The organism is Nocardia jejuensis NBRC 103114, assembly GCF_001613145.1.
Taxonomy (GTDB): domain Bacteria; phylum Actinomycetota; class Actinomycetes; order Mycobacteriales; family Mycobacteriaceae; genus Nocardia; species Nocardia jejuensis.
Genome location: NZ_BDBU01000016.1, coordinates 312665 through 329855 on the forward strand (window position 1 = coordinate 312665; position 17191 = coordinate 329855).

Consider the following 17191-nt stretch of genomic DNA (forward strand, 5'->3'; position numbering starts at 1 on the left):
GAGTCATGACTGACGTCCGGGTCCGATTCTGCCCGTCCCCCACCGGCACACCGCATGTCGGATTGGTCCGCACCGCCCTGTTCAATTGGGCCTACGCGCGCCACCACGGCGGCACCTTCGTCTTTCGCATCGAAGACACCGACGCCGCACGCGATTCCGAGGATTCCTACCGCGCGATCCTCGACGCGCTGCGCTGGCTCGGCCTGACCTGGGACGAGGGCCCCGAGGTCGGCGGCCCCTACGGTCCCTACCGGCAGTCGCAGCGCCGTGACCTTCATCTCGATGTCGTGCGGCGGCTATTGGAGGCGGGGGAGGCCTACGAATCCTTCTCCACCCCTGAGGAAGTCGAGGCCCGCCACAAGGCCGCCGGCCGGGATCCCAAGCTGGGCTACGACAATTTCGATCGGGACCTGACTCCCGAGCGGATCGCCGCCTACAAGGCCGAGGGCCGCGGCGCGGTCGTCCGGCTCCGGATGCCCGACCGCGATCTGTCCTGGAACGATCTGGTGCGCGGTGAGACCACCTTCCGCGCGGGCACCGTCCCGGACTTCGCGCTCACCCGCGGTAATGGCGATCCGCTCTATACGCTGGTCAACCCCGTCGACGATGCGCTGATGAAGATCACCCATGTTTTGCGCGGTGAGGATTTGCTGTCATCCACGCCGAGGCAGCTGGCGTTGTACGACGCCATGAAGCGGATCGGGGTAGCGGAACTTACTCCCGAGTTCGGTCATCTGCCCTTCGTGATGGGGCAGGGCAACAAGAAGTTGTCCAAGCGCGATCCGGAGTCCAATCTCTTCCTGCACCGCGACCGAGGGTTCATTCCCGAAGGTTTGCTGAATTATCTGGCGCTGCTCGGCTGGAGCATCGCCGATGATCATGACGTCTTCTCCATGGCGGAGATGGTGGCGGCGTTCGATATATCGAAAGTTAATTCCAATCCGGCGCGTTTCGATCAGAAGAAGGCGGACGCCCTCAACGCCGAACATATTCGGTTGCTGGAGTCGGGTGATTTCACTCACCGGCTTCGTGAGTACCTCACGTTGCACGGTCATATCGGGGCCGAGATCGACGAGAAGCTGTTCGCTACAGCGGCCGATCTCGTGCAGACCCGAATCGTCGTACTGAGTGATGCATGGGATCTCTTGAAGTTCCTGTTCGTGCCGATCGACGAGTTCGCCATCGACGACGCGGCGAAGCAAAAGAATCTCGGCCCCGATGCCGCGCCCGTATTACAGGCCGCGATCACCGCATTGGAGGGTGTTTCCGAGTGGACCGCGGCGCCGATCGAGGAGGCGCTCAAAACCGCGCTCATCGAGGAACTGGGCCTGAAGCCGCGCAAGGCCTTCACTCCGGTACGAGTGGCGGTCACCGGATCGCATATCAGCCCGCCGCTGTACGAGTCGCTCGAGCTTCTCGGGCGTGAGGTCTCGATGGCACGCCTGGGTGCCGCGCTGACGCTCGCGGTATAGGCCCTCGGAGGCCGGTGGCGCCCCTCGGGGAGAGCGGCGAAACCGGCCTCTGACCAGCCGATTTGTAGTTCACCGGCATAGTTCTGCTAATCTCTTCCTCGTTCGGAAAGCAGCCGGGAAGCCCCCACAAAGGGCGGACCGAATGGCCGAACCAATGGGGTATGGTGTAATTGGCAACACAGCTGTTTCTGGTACAGCCATTCTAGGTTCGAGTCCTGGTACCCCAGCTGAGAGAGCTTCGAAGCTCTCCATTCGAGACGCTCCGGCGGCCGAGATCCTCCGGGATGACGTCGCCGAGAATCTCACCTCCTGGTCCCGTCGTCTAGCGGCCTAGGACGCCGCCCTCTCAAGGCGGTAGCGCGGGTTCAAATCCCGTCGGGACTACGTAGAGCGAAGGCCCCCAGCATTGCTGGGGGCCTTCGCTTTTCTGTCTATATCCGCTCCCGCTCGATATCAGCCCTGTTCGGATCAGCCCTGTTCGGCCGGGGCGGTGGTGCCACCGAGCGGGAGTGCAGGCAGTCCGAGTTTGCGGTGGTCCCAGCTGCGCACGCGCTCGGGGACCACGCGAATCGCGACCCGCTTGTGCAGCATCTGCTCCACGAAGGGCCTGGCCTCCTCGGAGTACGGCCCGGTGTAGCGCTCCCACACGCTGACGCCCACGGCGAACAGGGCGTCGGGGTCCTCCACGATCTCGGCGTGGCCCTCGAAGGAGACCCCGCGCAGCTGGTCGTAGGTGTCGCCGGATTCGACCATCACCGTGATGCGGGGGTCGCGCCGCAGATTCACGGCCTTCTGCGATTTGGCCTTGGTCTCGAACCAGATTTCGCCGTCTACCAGGGCGTACCACATGGCGATCAAGTGCGGCGCGCCCGCGGCGCCGATGGTGGCCATGGTGGCGATACGGCTGCGCTCCAGGAATTCGGTGATCTCCTGTTCGGACATCACGATCTGTGCGCGTTGATTAACTCCCATCAGCCGACTGTAATTTACGGCGTATGAGCCGGGTCACACTACCCGCGTCGAGTCCGGTGCGACGTGGCTGAGCGGGCGTTATTCGCTTTTCCGGAACGAAAACGCCGAAGCCCCCGCCGGGACGTCGGCGGGGGCTTCGGGTGCCGGTGTGGACTTCGGGCCTGTGCGCGCCTCCGGCGCGGTAATCGGCCCGAGGTGGGGTCGGTGTGACTGGTGAGGGTGGATCGGCCGTCAGAGGCGCTTGTGGAGGGCGTCGGCGGCGGCCACCAGATCCGCTGCCCACCGCGCGCCCGGTCGCCGGCCCATCCGGTCGATGGGTCCGGATACCGAGACGGCCGCGATCACCGCGCCGCCCGCGTCCCTGACCGGGGCGGACACGCTGGCCACGCCCGCCGCGCGTTCGGCCGCGCTCTGGGCCCAGCCGCGTCGGCGCACCTCCGCGAGGGCTCGCTCACCGAATACCGCTTCGGGCAGGACGGTGCGCTGCAGCTCCGGATCGGCCCAGGCCAGCAGGACCTTGGCCGCGGAACCCGCGGTCATCGGCATGCGGGCCCCGATCGGGACGGTGTCGCGCAGGCCGGCGGCGGGTTCCATCGCCGCGACGCAGACCCGGGCGTTGCCGTCCCGGCGGTAGAGCTGCACGCTCTCGCCGGTGATCTCGCGCAGCCGGGGAAGGATGGTGGTGGCGGCGTCCAGCAGGGGATCGGTGGCGGTGGTAGCCAGCTCCGACAAAGCGGGCCCGGGCCGCCACAGACCCTGGCCGTCACGGGCCAGCATGCGATGCACCTCCAGGCCCACGGCCAGGCGATGCGCGGTGGCCCGGGGCAGGCCGGTACGGGCGCACAGCTCGTTGAGGCCGCAGGGTTGCTCGGCTACGGCGTGCAGGACGGCCATGGCTTTGTCCAGAACACCGATACCGCTATGCTGTCTCATAGAACGATATTAGCGTCTCGCATACTGGGAATTGCAAACCGAGGTTCGCACGCCCAGGTGTTCCCGAGAACGCTTCCCGCGTCACCAGCCCGGGCGTGGGTATGTCAACGAGAGGTGATGGAGCTATGGCCGATCGGCCACGCACTCTGGCGGAGAAGGTCTGGGAGCAGCACGTCGTCGTCGCCGGTGGCGGCGAGGGCGCGAATCGCGAGCCCGACCTGATCTACATCGACCTGCACCTGGTGCACGAGGTGACGAGCCCGCAGGCCTTCGATGGCCTTCGCGCCGCGGGCCGTCCGGTGCGCCGTCCCGACCTCACCATCGCGACCGAGGACCACAACGTCCCGACGATCGACATCGACAAGCCGATCGCCGATCCCATCTCGCGCCTGCAGGTGGACACCCTGCGCAAGAACTGCGAGGAATTCGGCATCCGCCTGCACCCGATGGGTGATCTGGATCAGGGCATCGTGCACGTGGTCGGCCCGCAGCTGGGCCTGACCCAGCCGGGAACCACGGTGGTGTGCGGTGATTCGCACACCTCGACGCACGGCGCGTTCGGCGCGCTCGCGATGGGTATCGGCACCAGCGAAGTGGAACACGTTCTGGCAACGCAGACTTTGTCGCTGCGCCCGTTCCGGACCATGGCCATCAATATCGACGGCACCCTGCCGGACGGCGTGACCTCCAAGGACGTCATTCTGGCGGTCATCGCCCAGATCGGCACCGGCGGTGGCCAGGGGTATGTGCTGGAGTACCGCGGCGAGGCCGTGCGCGCCATGTCCATGGAAGCCCGGATGACGATGTGCAACATGTCGATCGAGGCCGGCGCCCGCGCGGGCATGGTCGGCCCGGACGAGGTCACCTACGAGTTCCTGAAGGGGCGTCCGCACGCGCCCGAGGGCGCGGACTGGGATGCCGCCGTGGCGGCCTGGGACGCGCTGAACACCGACGAGGGTGCGACATTCGATGCCGAAGTACACCTGGACGCCTCGAAATTGACGCCTTTCGTCACGTGGGGCACCAATCCGGGACAGGGTGCGCCGCTGGGCGACTCGGTGCCGGATCCGGAGCAGATCGTCGACGAGAACGAGCGTGACGCCGCGGAGAAGGCGCTGCGCTACATGGACCTGAAGCCGGGCCAGCCGCTGCGAGATCTCGCCGTGGACACCGTTTTCGTGGGTTCCTGCACCAATGGCCGGATCGAGGATCTGCGTGCGGTAGCGGACGTTCTGAAGGGCCGGAAGGTCGCCACGAGCGTGCGGATGCTGATCGTCCCGGGTTCGATGCGGGTTCGCCTGCAGGCGGAAAACGAGGGTCTGGGCGAGATTTTCACCGCGGCGGGCGCGGAATGGCGTCAGGCCGGTTGCTCCATGTGCCTGGGAATGAACCCCGATCAGCTTTCTCCCGGTCAGCGTTGTGCTTCCACGTCGAACCGGAACTTCGAAGGGCGACAGGGCAAGGGCGGTCGAACACATCTGGTGTCGCCGCTGGTCGCGGCGGCGACCGCGGTGCGCGGAACCCTGTCCTCACCTGCGGATCTGGCTTGATTCCGTAAGACCCTTCGGCCACAACAGACTCAGGAGAATCACGATGGAAGCGTTCAAGCTCCACAAGGGGATCGGCGTTCCGTTCCGTCGATCCAATGTCGACACCGACCAGATCATCCCGGCTGTCTATCTGAAGCGCGTAACCCGAACGGGTTTCGAGGACGGCTTGTTCGCGGCGTGGCGAACAGATCCGAACTTCATTCTGAACACCGAGCCGTACAACCGAGGTAGTGTGCTGGTCGCCGGTCCGGATTTCGGCACCGGATCCTCACGTGAGCACGCTGTTTGGGCGTTGAAGGACTACGGGTTCCGGGTGGTGATCTCGTCCCGCTTCGCGGACATCTTCCGCGGGAACGCCGGCAAGGACGGCCTTCTGACGGCCCGGATGGCGCAGAGCGATGTGGAATTGCTCTGGAAGTTGCTCGAGGAACAGCCCGGTTTGGAATTGACCGTGGACCTCGAGACTCGGACTGTCGCGGCGGGAACGGTCGTGTTGCCGTTCGATATTGACGACTACACCCGCTGGCGTCTGCTGGAAGGGCTGGACGACATCGGCCTCACTCAGCGGCGCAGCGACGAGATCACCCAGTTCGAAAACGCAAGGCCGACATGGAAACCCACTACCATTCCGGCCCGTATTTCGCAGACGTAATCATTGGCGGCCGTTAGCTGAACGTCCCCAAACCAGGTAGCTGGGCGTGTGCCATGTCTCATCAAAATAGGCGTGGCACATAGACTCTTGCCCAAAGAAGGTTTACCGTGGTACCTAGTCGGTCCGACGACGGGCCATTAGTCTGCGGAGGATTCAATGAACAAGGCGGAACTGATCGATGTTCTGACCGAGAAGTTGGGTACTGACAGGCGCACGGCTACTGCGGCAGTCGAGCAGATGGTCGATACGATCGTGCGTGCTGTGAACAAAGGTCAGAGCGTCACCATCACCGGATTTGGTGTCTTCGAACAGCGTAAGCGTGCCGCTCGTGTGGCCCGTAACCCGCGCACCGGCGAAACCGTCAAGGTGAAGCCGACTTCGGTGCCGGCGTTCCGTCCGGGCGCTCAGTTCAAGGCAATCATCGCCGGCAAGCAGAAGATCACCGCGAGCGGCCCGGCCGTGAAACGCGGTGTGGCTGCTCCGGTGTCGGGTGGCAAGACCACGGCGAAGAAGACGGCGGCGAAGAAGACCGCCAAGAAGGCAGCGACCAAGGCTCCGGCCAAGACCACTGCCAAGAAGGCCGCTTCGAAGGCTCCTGCGAAGAAGGCAGCAGTCAAGAAGACGGTCGCCAAGAAGACCGTTGCCAAGAAGACTCCGGCAAAGGCCCCTGCTGCCAAGAAGACTGCGGCCAAGAAGACCGCCGTCAAGGCCAGCGCTGTCAAGAAGGCCACCACGGCCAAGAAGACCACTGCGAAGAAGGCTCCGGCCAAGAAGACCGCCGCAAAGCGGACTGCCCGTCGCTGACGGGTTCGAACAGCCCGTCGTTGACGGGCTTTCGACGCAGGACGACATGTGAGACGGCCCGGCGATGCCGGGCCGTTTCGCATTTCCGGCCGCTGAGCGGCCGGAATCACCGATGCTGAATGTCGGTGGGGTTCAACGCCTTGTCGAGGTGGTCCGCGGCGACCAGGCGGCCCCCGTGGAACGAGAGCACCCAGACGCTGCCCTTGCGATTGCGCGCCGGTGGCAGCGGCACATCGTCTTCCGCGGCCAGATCCGCGATCAGACCCGGAATCACCTTGCCCTGGCTGCAGACCACCCGCACCGCTCGCTCCGAGACCAGGTCGCGAGCGCGTTTACGGGCCTCGTCCGGCGCTGCGGCATAACCGGATTCGGAGAACAGCGGCTCGGATTCGATGTCCGTGCCGAGTTCCTCCGCCAGCGGAGTAACGGTTTGGACACAGCGCAGCGGTGGGGCCGAGACGATTTCGGCCGCACCGAAGGCGAGCAGATTCGGCACGAGCGCGCGAGCCTGTGCGCGACCGGCCTTTTCGAGCGGCCGGTCATCGTCGTGACCGGCGAAACGCTCCCGGCGGCCCGCCTTCCCGTGCCGCACCATCAGCAGGGTCGAGGTGTCGGCGGGCAGGCGCAGGAAGTTCCGGATCATGTGGCGGTCCATCGGATACGACAGCGCGTCCATCACCTCCTCGACGCGCAGCCAGCGCAGCACGTCGACCTCCGGATTGGCCTCGAAGTCCCCGTCGACCACCTTCGCGGCCCAGTAGTCCACTCGCTTGAGTTTGCGATGACCGGTCACCGGATACGTGACATGACCGAGATAACGGCCCAGACGCGAATTCAGGCCGGTTTCCTCGGTCACCTCGCGCAGGGCCGCGACCACCGCCGTCTCGCCGGGATCCAATTTGCCCTTGGCGAGGGACCAGTCGTCGTATTTCGGGCGGTGCACCAGGGCCATCTCGACGGCGCCATCGTCACCGTGACGCCACAGCACCGCACCCGCGGCCAGGATATTGGCGGCGACCGGACGATCGGGATACCCGGCCGCTTCGGAACTCGACTTGCTCACTGGCGATCCGGCCGACGCAGACGCATCAGGTACTCCTGGTGATCGCGGATCTCCTCGCCGGGAGCATCGCGATCGGGCTGAGCCTGCCAGCTGCCGTCCTCGCGCAGCACCCAGCAGCGGGTGGCGGGGTTGAGCGCGGAGTCGAACATCTGGCCGAGTTGTCCGGACAGACGCGGATCCTTCACCTGCGCCAGCACTTCCACTCGCCGATCGAGATTGCGGTGCATCATGTCGGCGCTGCCGATCCAGTACTCGTTCTGCGCCTGGAAGTGCAGAACCCGCGAATGTTCCAGGTAGCGGCCGAGAATCGAGCGCACCTCGATGTTCTCGCTCATGCCGGGCACGCCCGGGCGCAGGCTGCAGATGCCGCGCACCACGATCTCCACCGGCACACCCGCATTGGAGGCGCGGTACAGCGCGTCGATGATCTGCTCGTCCACGATGGCATTGGCCTTCAGCCGGATTCGCGCGTCCTTGCCCTCGGCGGCGAGTTCGACCTCACGCTGGATGCGCTCGACGATCCCGGCGCGCACACCGGTCGGGGCCACCAACAGGTTGCGGTAGCTCGCTTTTCGGGAGTATCCGGTGAGCGAGTTGAACAGGTCGGTGAGGTCCGCGCCGATCTCCGGTGCGGCGGTGAGCAATCCGACGTCCTCGTACAGTCGCGCGGTCTTGGGGTTGTAGTTGCCGGTGCCGATGTGGCAGTAGCGCCGGATGGTGGCGCCCTCGCGCCGCACCACGAGGCAGGTCTTGCAGTGCGTCTTCAATCCGACCAGGCCGTAGACAACGTGCACGCCCGCCTGTTCCAGCTGGCGCGCCCACTTGATGTTGGCCTGCTCGTCGAAGCGGGCCTTGATCTCGACCAGCGCCACCACCTGCTTGCCGGCCTCGGCGGCGTCGATGAGCGCGTTCACGATCGGGGAGTCGCCGGAGGTGCGGTACAGCGTCTGCTTGATCGCGAGCACCTGCGGATCGGCCGCGGCCTGTTCGATGAAGCGCTGCACGCTGGTGGAGAAGGAGTCGTACGGGTGGTGCACCAGCACGTCGCCCTCGCGCAGGGCGGCGAAAACGTTTCGCGGCGTTTCGCGTTCACCGAAGGCGGGCGGGGTGGCCGGAACGTAGGGGGCGTCCTTGAGATTGGGCCGGTCCACGCCGTACACCTGCCACAGGCAGGACAGGTCCAGCAGACCCGGCACCTGGATCACGTCGCCCGGATCCACATCCAGTTCGCGCAGCAGCAGATCCAGCATGTGCTCGGTCATATCGTCCGAGACCTCCAGCCGCACGGGGGATCCGAAGCGGCGGCGGGCGAGTTCACGCTCGAGGGCCTGTAGCAGGTCCTCGTCGCGATCCTCCTCGACCTCGAGGTCGGCGTTGCGGGTGATGCGGAACGAATGGTGTTCCACCACTTCCATTCCCGGGAACAGCTGATCGAGGTGAGCGGCGATCAGTTCTTCCATCGGCAGGAATGCGGCGAGGCTGGAGCTCTGTGCCACAGCGGGTTCGCGCCCGGCGGCGGCCGATTCACGGTTCGCGGCGGCCTGCTCCCGAGCGGTGGGGGTGCGGCGCACCCGCACGAACCGATCCACGTTGTCCGGCACCTTGACTCGGGCGAAGTGCTCGCCGCCGGTGACCGAATCCTTCACCGTCACGGCGAGATTCAGGCTCAACCCACTGATGTACGGGAACGGATGAGCCGGATCGACGGCCAGCGGGGTCAGCACCGGGAAGACCTGATCCTGGAAGTACCCGGACATGCGCTGCTTCTCGGTCTCGTCCAACTCGGACCAGCGCGAGATGGCGATCTCCTCGGCGGTGAGCGCGGGCAGCACCTGATCGAGGAAGACGCGGGCATGCCGCTCGGCGATCTCCTGCGTGCGCGCGGCGATCATCTCGAGCTGCGCGGTCGGGGACAGCCCGTCGGCCGAACGCACCGACAGACCGGTCTCGGCGCGCCGCTTGAGCCCGGCCACCCGCACCATGTAGAACTCGTCGAGATTCGAGGCGAAGATGGCCAGGAACTTCGCCCGCTCCAGCAGCGGCTGCGAGGTGTCCTCGGCCAGCGCGAGCACGCGGGCGTTGAAATCCAGCCAGCTCAGTTCCCGATTCACATACCGGTCCTGCGGCAGGGCCGGAGTCGTGGTGGGCGGCGGTGTGGCCGCGGGCGGCGCCGCCGGTAGTAGCGGCGGTTGCTTGACGGTTTCCGTATCGCTCACTCTCACGATCATTCCTTATGTCGCGGGTGGGTTGCCGTACTGACACTGACCATTGCAGCGCAGATCACGCCACGTCAGCACCTCGAGGAGCCGGCTCGGTGTACTTGTTTGACTCCTTGACACGCCCTCGACACGCCGATTTCATGCAGCAGCGTGCCGGTGGCCTCTCCGACCCCCAGCGCGGCGGCGCGCTCGAGGTCGGCCGCGGTATCCACGTCCTGGCGCAAGCCCGGCCAGTCGCCGAGCAGTTCCACCGCGCCCGCCGCGATATGGCGGCGAGCCGAATCCGGGCCGAACAGCGGGTTCAGCGGCGCGCCGCCCCGCACGAGCAGCGCGACGGTGCCGGTGCCGTCGTGGTCGGCCACCACCGAGCGGCGGTGCGAGGCCACGGCCAGCAGTGCGGAGAGTTCGTGCGAGCGCATCGCGGGCAGATCCGCCTGCAGGGCAAGCAGATCGACCGGGCCGTGCGCCCGGCGCACCGCGTCCGCACCGGCGGCGAGCGCGGCATTGAGACCGCCGGTGGGCTGTGGCTCGGGATGTGCGTACCCGCCCAGCTCGCGCACGAGTTCGGTCACCACGGGATCGGGGGTCACCACCGTCACCGAGGCGATGCCCGGATTCGCGACCGCGACCGCGACCGTGTCCGCGAGCATGGCCAGCACCAGTCGCGGCCGCTCGTGCGCGGGTAATCGATCGGCGAGCCGGCTCTTGGCGAGTCCCAGACTCTTCACCGCGATGAGGGCATGCACGGCTGAGGTCACCTTGCCCTCCGCTTCGCTGTGGCCGCGCGCATGCCCGAATCCTCCCACTCCAACGTGACGGGCGTGTGAGCGCCCGCCGAGCTTCGCGTGATTCGGCCGAGTGTCGGGCCGGAACCGGCGCGTGTGTCGAGCTCGGGCACGGCGGTTTGCGGGCCCGCTTATATTGGGCAGATGGCAAGGGCAGCAGTGCTGGGAGCGGGTTCTTGGGGGACCTCGTTCGCGAAAGTCTTGGCGGAGGCCGGAACCGACGTCACCATGTGGGCGCGGCGACCGGAGGTGGCGAAGGTGCTCGCCACCGAACACCGCAATCCCTGGTATCTGCCGGATGTGGACTTGCCGCCGATCGCCGCCACCGACGATCCGCGGATCGCGCTGGCCGGGGCCGACATCGTGGTGCTGGCGGTGCCGTCGCAGTCGCTGCGGGTGAATCTCGCGGAGTGGAAGGACCTCATTCCGGCCGAGGCCACGCTGCTGAGTCTGGCCAAGGGCATCGAGACCGGCACCCTGCTGCGGATGAGCCAGGTGATCTCGGAGGTCACCGGCGCGGATCCGGATCGGGTCGCGGTGCTGTCCGGGCCGAACCTGGCGCACGAGATCGCCGCGCGACAGCCCGCCGCCACCGTGGTCGCCTGCCGCGACACCGCGCGCGCCGAGGCGGTGCAGCATGCCAGCGCGACCGGTTACTTCCGGCCGTACACCAACAGCGACGTGATCGGCTGCGAGATCGGCGGAGCGTGCAAGAACGTCATCGCGCTCGCCTGCGGCATCGCCTCAGGAATGGGCTTGGGCGACAACTCCGTTGCCAGCCTGATCACCCGCGGGCTGGCCGAGATCATCCGGCTCGGCGTCGCGGTGGGCGCGGAACCGGTCACCTTCGCCGGGCTGGCCGGGGTCGGCGATCTGGTCGCCACCTGCACCTCGCCGCTCTCGCGCAATCGCTCGTTCGGGCACGCGCTCGGTGCGGGCGGCACCATGGAATCCGCGCAGCGGGCCACCAATGGGCAGGTGGTCGAGGGTGTGAAGTCCTGCACATCGGTGCGGGCACTGGCCGCGGCGCACGGCGTGGAGATGCCGCTCACCGAATTCATGCATCAGGTCTGCCACGAGGGACTGTCCACCTCCGAGGCGGTCGGCCGCCTGCTGGGCCGGCGGCTCAAGTCCGAATGAGCGCCACCGGAAAGATCCGCGACCGGCGGCGGATCGTGGCGACCGCGTAACACGACCGCCACACCCGACCGGGTACGGTTCCCGGCATGACCAGGATCAGGGTGGCGGTGGTATTCGGCGGCCGCAGCAACGAACACGGTGTGTCGTGTGTATCGGCCCGGACCGTGCTGGGCAGCCTCGATCCCGAACGGTACGAGGCGGTTCCGATCGGAATCACGCGGGAGGGCGCCTGGGTGCTCGGCGCCTCGGACCCGAACGCGCTGTCCCCACAGGGCCGGTCGCTACCGTCGGTCGACGGCAGCGGAACCGCGCTGGCCCTGACCGCCGACCCGTCGCGCGCGGGCAGCCTGGTTCCGCTCGACGGCGCCGAAACGGTGCTCGGCAGCGTGGATGTGGTCTTCCCGGTGCTGCACGGCGCGTTCGGTGAGGACGGCACCGTGCAGGGGCTGCTCGAACTCGCCGGGCTGCCGTACGTCGGCCCCGGCGTGCTCGCGAGCGCGGCCGGAATGGACAAGGAGTTCACCAAGAAACTCCTTGCCGCCGAAGGGCTTCCGATCGGCGTGCAGGTGGTGTTGCGACCCGGCGTCGCGACCCTCGCCGACGCCGACCGGGATCGGCTGGGGCTGCCGGTGTTCGTCAAGCCCGCACGCGGCGGGTCCTCCATCGGCATCACCAAGGTCGATGCCTGGAGCGAGCTGGACGCGGCCATCGCCGTTGCGCGCGAACATGATCCGAAGGTGATCATCGAGGCCGGGATCGTCGGACGCGAAGTCGAGTGCGGCGTACTGGAATTCCCGGACGGCCGGGTGGAAGCCAGTGTGGTGGCGGAGATTCGGATGCCGGAGGAGACCCCCGAGGGCCCGGAGTTCTACGACTTCGACACCAAGTACCTCGACGACGTGTGCGAGTTCGACGTGCCCGCCAAGCTGGACGACGATGTGTCGCAAGAGATTCGGGAACTCGCCGTACAGGCGTTCCGGGCGCTGGACTGCCAGGGTCTGGCCCGCGTCGACTTCTTCGTGACCGAGAACGGCCCGGTCATCAACGAGATCAACACCATGCCCGGCTTCACCGCCATCTCCATGTACCCGCGGATGTGGGAGGCGACCGGCATCGACAACGACACGCTCGTCGGCACCCTCGTCGAAACCGCGCTCGCCCGGGGGACCGGACTGCGCTGAGTCGCGCGGGCACCGTCCGGGTCGCCCCGGCGGCGGGACTTCGGCGCGCACAGCGGCATTCGGCGAGGATCGGCGGCGGCGCGCGGGGCCGGTCGGCGGCGGTGCTCTCGACACGCGTGCCGGGCCCTGTTCACCCTGGCCGATGCCGAACTCCAGCGTGCCCGCCCGCCGTGGCGATCCGTCCGGGCAACACCACGATCCGGGGCGCCCGGGTGCGCCTCGTTGTTCGGGCGCGCGGAGATCAGTCTCGAGGATGACCGCTGATGGGACGTCAGGGTGACGCCGGCCGTCGGCGGCGCGGCGTAGCGTTGACCTCGTGATCCTCGCGATGACGATTCCCGGACTGGCCATTCTCATCATCGTGCTCGCGTTCGCCGAGGTGGCCTACCGGAAGGTGACCGGCCGAGTGGCGCTGCCGTGGATGCGCCCGTCCGACGACGAGCCCGACCGGCGCGCCGCCGCGATCGGGTTCGAGGGACTCGAGGAGATGTTCGGCACCGGCAAACGGGTCGAGTTCGAGCAGCGCCAAGCGGTGCTGATGCACCGCGAGAATCCCGGCGACGGCCGGGACGGCGTGAAAGTCGACCTCACCTCGGGCACCGTGAAGCTCCGCAAGCTCTGACGCCTCGGAAGTCCGACGCGCTCGGATCCGAGTTCCTCGGTGACGAAGCTCTGGGCCGAGCACACGCAGCCGTGTACCGGTCACCTCGGGTACGGGCTTACCGCCGAACATGTGTCGGACCGGTCCGCGCCGTGCACGCCGACCAGGCGATGCTGTTCCCGGCCTCCGACGATCGCGGACAGGAGCGCGCCACCGTTGCACGGCTCCGGCGGCGATCGATGACTCCTGCGCGCGGCGGATCAGTTGGGCAGGGGGCCCGGGTCGAGCGGCTTCTCCGGAATGGTCTTCTTGATCGCGTCCGAAACCTCTTGCAGCGGAGTCGGTCCCGCCTTGTCCGGCATGGTCAGCGCGATGTAGGTGCCGCGGTCCACCGCGAACCAGGTGCCCGAGGTCGCGTCGCTGGCCTCGTCGCGCACGCCGAACCAGTTGACCCCGTTCACCACCTGCAGCGGGGAGGCGCGATTGAACTCCAGCGGGCGCTCGAGGCCACAGCGCAGCACGATGGTGTCGCCCCCGTCGTCCTTCTGCCACGCCTTGGTGCCGACCGGAGCGGGCTGGCGCAGTTCGGCGTCGGCGAAGTCGCCGAGCTTGTCCGGCAGCGCGGGCAGCAGGGCCGTGCATTCGGGTCCGTTCGCCGTGGGCGCCTGCACCGATCCCAGCGTCAGCGGATCACGCGCCGGATTCCGATTCGCGAGCACACCCATGACGAGCACCCCGACCAGGAGCGCGACGGGCAGCGCGATAGCGGTGGCGATCAGCGCGGGCGAACGTCCGGGGGAGTAGTCGACCTCCTGGGTGCTCGCCGAAGTCGTTGTCCTGGAATCCTTCTCGTCGCCGGAGTCCGAGCTCTCCGCCGTGTCGGTGGACTTCGCGTCGCCCGAGCCTGCAGGCTCCGCCGCGACCGCAGGCCTTGGCGACGCGGACTCCGCGTTCTTGCCGAGATCGGCGGGCTCCGGGGTGTCGCCGGACTCCGCTGCCCTGCCGGACTCCGTCGCGCGGGGTGACTCCGCGGCGTTTTCCGGTCGCACCGCGTCCGCGCTGTCGCCGCCGGTGCTGGTTCCGGTGTCGGGGGCCGGGGTGGCGTTCGCTGCCGTGGCGTCGTCGCTGCCGCGCGTGTCGTTGCTCATCCGGTCGTCGGTCCCCGATCGTGCCGCGCCGGGCAGGGCTCGCCCCGGCTGGTGGTCGTCGATTGCGGGTTCGAGGGTACCGTCGGGCAGTTCGCCGTCCGCATCACACTCACCGCAGAGGAGACCGTCATCACCGCCAGCCGGGGTCCGGGGCCGTCGCATGCCGAACCTGCTCACGCCGGGAGTGAGGTGTCCGCGCTCACCGTTCGGGAGCTGGGGGAGTTCGCGTTGATCGAGCGGATCAATGCCGGGCGCACCCAGTCGCCGAGTGTGCTGCTCGGGCCCGGGGATGACGCGGCGGTGCTCGCGGCGGCCGAGGGGCGGTTCGTGGTGAGCACCGACATGCTGGTGCAGGATCGGCACTTCCGGCTGGACTGGTCGAGCGCGCGCGATATCGGGCGCAAGGCGATCGCGCAGAACGCGGCGGACGTGGTGGCCATGGGTGCGGTGCCGACCGGGTTCGTGGTCTCGCTCGGCTGCCCGGCCGAGACGCCGGTGGATTTCGTGCAGGATCTGGCCGACGGCATGTGGGCCGAGGCCGAGCGGGCGGGCGCGTCCATCGCCGGGGGCGATATGGTGCGCAGTCCGCTGGTGATCATCTCGGTGACGGCGTTCGGTGATCCGCGCCGGATGCTGATCACTCGATCGGGTGCGCGGGCCGGGGACGTGGTGGCCGTCGCGGGCCGGCTGGGCTGGTCGGGCGCGGGGCTGGCGGTCTTGTCCGCGGGGCTGGAGTCCGATGTGTTCGCCGAAGTGGTTGCCGCGCACCGGGTTCCGCAGCCACCCTACGAGGCGGTGCTGGAGTTGCCCGATACCGCGCGGATCACCGCGCTCACCGATGTATCGGACGGACTCCTCGCCGATCTCGGACATATCGCCCAATCTTCCGGCGTCGCCATCGATCTCGACACCACCGCCCTGCGCGATCCGGCCTTGGAAGCGATCGCCGACGCGCTCGGCGCAAGCCCGCTCGACTGGATTCTCGGCGGCGGCGAGGACCACGCCTTCGCGGCCACCTTCGCCGAATCACAGGAGCTGCCACCGGGTTGGGTACAGGTCGGACGCGTGATCGCGGGCTCGGGCGTCAGGGTCGACGGCGCCGCCCGAACCGGACCCACCGGTTGGGAATCCTTCGCATAGTGGGGTGACCTTTCGCCATGGCGGTGGGGACGATAAGTTTTCCCGACATGGGTGCAAAACCATTGTCGGAAGTCATCGATACGGGCTGGGCCGAGGCCCTCGAGCCGGTGGCCGACCGCATCTCTCGGATGGGTGAGTTCCTGCGGGAGGAGAACGCTTCCGGGCGCGGCTATCTCCCCAAGGGCGAGAACGTACTTCGCGCCTTCCAGCGTCCGTTCGACAAGGTGCGGGTGCTGATCGTCGGACAGGATCCGTACCCGACGCCGGGACACGCCATGGGACTGAGCTTCTCGGTGGCGCCGGACGTGAAGCCGGTGCCGCGCAGCCTGAGCAATATCTTCTCCGAGCTCACCAAGGACCTCGACGTGCCGATGCCGTCCTGCGGCGATCTGTCGCCGTGGTCGGATCAGGGTGTGCTCATGCTGAACAGAGTGCTGACCGTCGCGCCGGGCCAGGCCGCCTCGCATCGCGGCAAGGGCTGGGAAGCGGTGACCGAGCAGGCGATTCGCGCGCTGGTAGCGCGGGACCAGCCGATGGTCGCGGTGCTGTGGGGTCGCGACGCGGCCTCGTTGAAGCCGATGCTCGGGGACACGCCGTACATCGAATCCGCCCATCCCTCACCGTTGTCCGCCTCGCGAGGGTTCTTCGGATCGCGTCCATTCTCCCGTGTGAACGAATTGCTGGGTACATTGGGGGCCGCGCCGGTGGACTGGCGTTTGCCGTAGCGCGTAATCCGTTGATCCGATTCAGGAGCCTGTGAATGCAGAACAAGACTGCCCGTGGTGTTTTCGTGGCGCTGGCCGCCGGTGCGGCCATCGCCGCCGCTCCCGTGGCCAATGCCGAACCGTTGACGTTGGAGCCGTTCACCGGCGCGCCCTCGGCGGCCGAAGGTGGCACGCCGGTCGCGAGTTTGTTCGACACCAACAGCGCCACCACCATGAGTTCGCAGGTGACCTCGCGGATCGCCTGCCTGCCCATGACGATCAGCCAGAACCTGGATTGCTTCACCGGCGATCGCTAGGCGCGAGGTCGCTCGCGTTCAGGCGCGGCGCACCATTCGCACTTCGATTGCCGGAGTGAAGGCTTCGACCCGGCGTCCGCCGTCGAGCACGAAGCCGTACTTGGTGTAGAAGGCCCGGGCGCGCGGATTCTCCTCGAATACCCAGAGGGAGATGTCCGTGTCCCCGGGCAGCACCGTCTCCATCAGATCCCGGGCCACGCCCCGGCCGTACCAGTGCGCGCGCACGTACAGGGCGCCGAGTTCGCGTGGTGCGACCGCCGACTCGTGCAGCGCCGGACCGCAGCTCGCGAAGCCGATCACCGTACCGTCGGAGACCGCGACCACGGTGCGCTCCGGATGCTCGATCCGAGTGCGTTCCCAGGCCGCCGCCCGGCGTTCCACGTCGAAGGCGTCGAGCACGTGCGCGGGAACCAGATCCTGATACGCCTCGCGCCAGCATGCGATATGGCATTCGGCCAGACCGTGGGTGTGCTCGGCTCCGAGCGGGACCACCTGCCAGTCACTCATCGC

At 67.5% G+C, this 17191-nt stretch carries 17 protein-coding genes and 2 tRNA genes; 12 read left to right on the forward strand and 7 right to left on the reverse strand.

Going from position 1 to position 17191, the window contains the following annotated elements; genetic code table 11:
* Positions 1–5: 5 nt before the first annotated feature.
* The 3 genes from gltX to NJ1_RS13440 all read left to right on the forward strand — a co-directional run bounded on the left by gltX (position 6) and on the right by NJ1_RS13440 (position 1856).
* Positions 6–1472 carry a glutamate--tRNA ligase gene (gene gltX, locus NJ1_RS13430; protein ID WP_067692671.1) on the forward strand — a complete coding sequence of 489 codons (1467 nt, stop codon included), beginning with the start codon at positions 6–8 and terminating at the stop codon, positions 1470–1472.
* A gap of 155 nt (positions 1473–1627) precedes the next feature.
* Positions 1628–1699, forward strand: a tRNA-Gln gene (locus NJ1_RS13435).
* Between the two features lie 84 nt (positions 1700–1783).
* Positions 1784–1856, forward strand: a tRNA-Glu gene (locus NJ1_RS13440).
* Positions 1857–1940: 84 nt separating this feature from the next.
* Here NJ1_RS13440 and NJ1_RS13445 read toward each other — a convergent pair.
* Together NJ1_RS13445 and NJ1_RS13450 are read right to left on the reverse strand one after the other, a co-directional pair.
* Entirely contained in the window at positions 1941–2444 is a 504-nt protein-coding gene (locus NJ1_RS13445; protein ID WP_067692674.1) for a pyridoxamine 5'-phosphate oxidase family protein, read from the reverse strand.
* A gap of 231 nt (positions 2445–2675) precedes the next feature.
* Positions 2676–3377 carry an IclR family transcriptional regulator gene (locus NJ1_RS13450; RefSeq protein WP_067692678.1) on the reverse strand — a complete coding sequence of 234 codons (702 nt, stop codon included), beginning with the start codon at positions 3375–3377 and terminating at the stop codon, positions 2676–2678.
* 125 nt (positions 3378–3502) lie between these two features.
* On the opposite strand from NJ1_RS13450, the gene leuC reads away from it, so the two are divergent.
* The 3 genes from leuC (at position 3503) to NJ1_RS13465 (ending at position 6383) form a co-directional block, all read left to right on the forward strand.
* Positions 3503–4927: a 3-isopropylmalate dehydratase large subunit gene (gene leuC, locus NJ1_RS13455; RefSeq protein ID WP_067692680.1), complete on the forward strand. Its 1425-nt coding sequence runs from the start codon at positions 3503–3505 to the stop codon at positions 4925–4927.
* Positions 4928–4970: 43 nt separating this feature from the next.
* On the forward strand, positions 4971–5579 hold the full coding sequence (leuD, locus tag NJ1_RS13460) for a 3-isopropylmalate dehydratase small subunit (protein ID WP_067692682.1): 609 nt from the start codon (positions 4971–4973) through the stop codon (positions 5577–5579).
* A gap of 156 nt (positions 5580–5735) precedes the next feature.
* Positions 5736–6383 (forward strand): HU family DNA-binding protein, encoded by a 648-nt coding sequence (locus NJ1_RS13465; RefSeq protein WP_067692684.1) that lies wholly within the window; start codon positions 5736–5738, stop codon positions 6381–6383.
* Between the two features lie 106 nt (positions 6384–6489).
* Here the strand turns inward: NJ1_RS13465 and NJ1_RS13470 are convergent, their stop codons facing one another.
* From NJ1_RS13470 to cofC, 3 genes are all read right to left on the reverse strand, one after another.
* Positions 6490–7446 (reverse strand): NUDIX hydrolase, encoded by a 957-nt coding sequence (locus tag NJ1_RS13470; protein ID WP_067692686.1) that lies wholly within the window; start codon positions 7444–7446, stop codon positions 6490–6492.
* Positions 7443–9674, reverse strand: a complete 2232-nt coding sequence (locus NJ1_RS13475; protein WP_067692689.1) for an RNA degradosome polyphosphate kinase — start codon at positions 9672–9674, stop codon at positions 7443–7445. The genes NJ1_RS13470 and NJ1_RS13475 overlap by 4 nt, the downstream gene beginning before the upstream one ends.
* Before the next feature lie 62 nt (positions 9675–9736).
* Positions 9737–10423, reverse strand: a complete 687-nt coding sequence (cofC, locus tag NJ1_RS13480; RefSeq protein ID WP_067692998.1) for a 2-phospho-L-lactate guanylyltransferase — start codon at positions 10421–10423, stop codon at positions 9737–9739.
* Positions 10424–10594: 171 nt separating this feature from the next.
* Here cofC and NJ1_RS13485 point away from each other — a divergent pair, with 171 nt between their 5' ends.
* From NJ1_RS13485 to NJ1_RS13495, 3 genes are all read left to right on the forward strand, one after another.
* The gene (locus tag NJ1_RS13485) at positions 10595–11590 is read left to right on the forward strand and encodes an NAD(P)H-dependent glycerol-3-phosphate dehydrogenase (protein WP_067692690.1); all 996 of its coding nucleotides are present in this window, start codon (positions 10595–10597) and stop codon (positions 11588–11590) included.
* 86 nt (positions 11591–11676) lie between these two features.
* Complete coding sequence (locus NJ1_RS13490; protein WP_084478111.1) at positions 11677–12771, forward strand: D-alanine--D-alanine ligase family protein; 1095 nt, start codon at positions 11677–11679, stop codon at positions 12769–12771.
* 316 nt (positions 12772–13087) lie between these two features.
* Positions 13088–13393, forward strand: a complete 306-nt coding sequence (locus tag NJ1_RS13495; RefSeq protein ID WP_245717368.1) for a DUF6191 domain-containing protein — start codon at positions 13088–13090, stop codon at positions 13391–13393.
* Positions 13394–13632: 239 nt separating this feature from the next.
* Here the strand turns inward: NJ1_RS13495 and NJ1_RS13500 are convergent, their stop codons facing one another.
* Complete coding sequence (locus NJ1_RS13500; protein ID WP_084478113.1) at positions 13633–14520, reverse strand: DUF3515 domain-containing protein; 888 nt, start codon at positions 14518–14520, stop codon at positions 13633–13635.
* A 240-nt stretch (positions 14521–14760) separates the two neighbouring features.
* On the opposite strand from NJ1_RS13500, the gene NJ1_RS13505 reads away from it, so the two are divergent.
* Genes NJ1_RS13505 through NJ1_RS13515 form a run of 3 tightly spaced genes read left to right on the forward strand, consistent with a single transcriptional unit; the run spans position 14761 to position 16681 of the window.
* On the forward strand, positions 14761–15660 hold the full coding sequence (locus NJ1_RS13505) for a thiamine-phosphate kinase (protein ID WP_245717379.1): 900 nt from the start codon (positions 14761–14763) through the stop codon (positions 15658–15660).
* A 47-nt stretch (positions 15661–15707) separates the two neighbouring features.
* On the forward strand, positions 15708–16385 hold the full coding sequence (locus NJ1_RS13510; RefSeq protein WP_067692692.1) for a uracil-DNA glycosylase: 678 nt from the start codon (positions 15708–15710) through the stop codon (positions 16383–16385).
* A 35-nt stretch (positions 16386–16420) separates the two neighbouring features.
* Positions 16421–16681, forward strand: coding sequence for a hypothetical protein (locus NJ1_RS13515; RefSeq protein WP_067692694.1), 261 nt, complete (start codon positions 16421–16423; stop codon positions 16679–16681).
* Positions 16682–16699: 18 nt separating this feature from the next.
* Here NJ1_RS13515 and NJ1_RS13520 read toward each other — a convergent pair whose 3' ends face one another.
* On the reverse strand, positions 16700–17188 hold the full coding sequence (locus NJ1_RS13520; RefSeq protein ID WP_067692696.1) for a GNAT family N-acetyltransferase: 489 nt from the start codon (positions 17186–17188) through the stop codon (positions 16700–16702).
* Between the last annotated feature and the right edge of the window lie 3 nt (positions 17189–17191).

Bases quoted from the DNA above. Each gene is read 5' to 3' on its own strand.
- NJ1_RS13510 (WP_067692692.1), top strand. From the start codon at position 15,708: ATGGGTGCAAAACCATTGTCGGAAGTCATCGATACGGGCTGGGCCGAG.
- gltX (WP_067692671.1), top strand. From the start codon at position 6: ATGACTGACGTCCGGGTCCGATTCTGCCCGTCCCCCACCGGCACACCG.
- NJ1_RS13485 (WP_067692690.1), top strand. From the start codon at position 10,595: ATGGCAAGGGCAGCAGTGCTGGGAGCGGGTTCTTGGGGGACCTCGTTC.
- NJ1_RS13520 (WP_067692696.1), bottom strand. From the start codon at position 17,188: ATGAGTGACTGGCAGGTGGTCCCGCTCGGAGCCGAGCACACCCACGGT.
- NJ1_RS13475 (WP_067692689.1), bottom strand. From the start codon at position 9,674: ATGATCGTGAGAGTGAGCGATACGGAAACCGTCAAGCAACCGCCGCTA.
- NJ1_RS13465 (WP_067692684.1), top strand. From the start codon at position 5,736: ATGAACAAGGCGGAACTGATCGATGTTCTGACCGAGAAGTTGGGTACT.
- leuC (WP_067692680.1), top strand. From the start codon at position 3,503: ATGGCCGATCGGCCACGCACTCTGGCGGAGAAGGTCTGGGAGCAGCAC.
- NJ1_RS13490 (WP_084478111.1), top strand. From the start codon at position 11,677: ATGACCAGGATCAGGGTGGCGGTGGTATTCGGCGGCCGCAGCAACGAA.
- leuD (WP_067692682.1), top strand. From the start codon at position 4,971: ATGGAAGCGTTCAAGCTCCACAAGGGGATCGGCGTTCCGTTCCGTCGA.
- NJ1_RS13445 (WP_067692674.1), bottom strand. From the start codon at position 2,444: ATGGGAGTTAATCAACGCGCACAGATCGTGATGTCCGAACAGGAGATC.
- NJ1_RS13450 (WP_067692678.1), bottom strand. From the start codon at position 3,377: ATGAGACAGCATAGCGGTATCGGTGTTCTGGACAAAGCCATGGCCGTC.
- NJ1_RS13500 (WP_084478113.1), bottom strand. From the start codon at position 14,520: ATGAGCAACGACACGCGCGGCAGCGACGACGCCACGGCAGCGAACGCC.
- NJ1_RS13515 (WP_067692694.1), top strand. From the start codon at position 16,421: ATGCAGAACAAGACTGCCCGTGGTGTTTTCGTGGCGCTGGCCGCCGGT.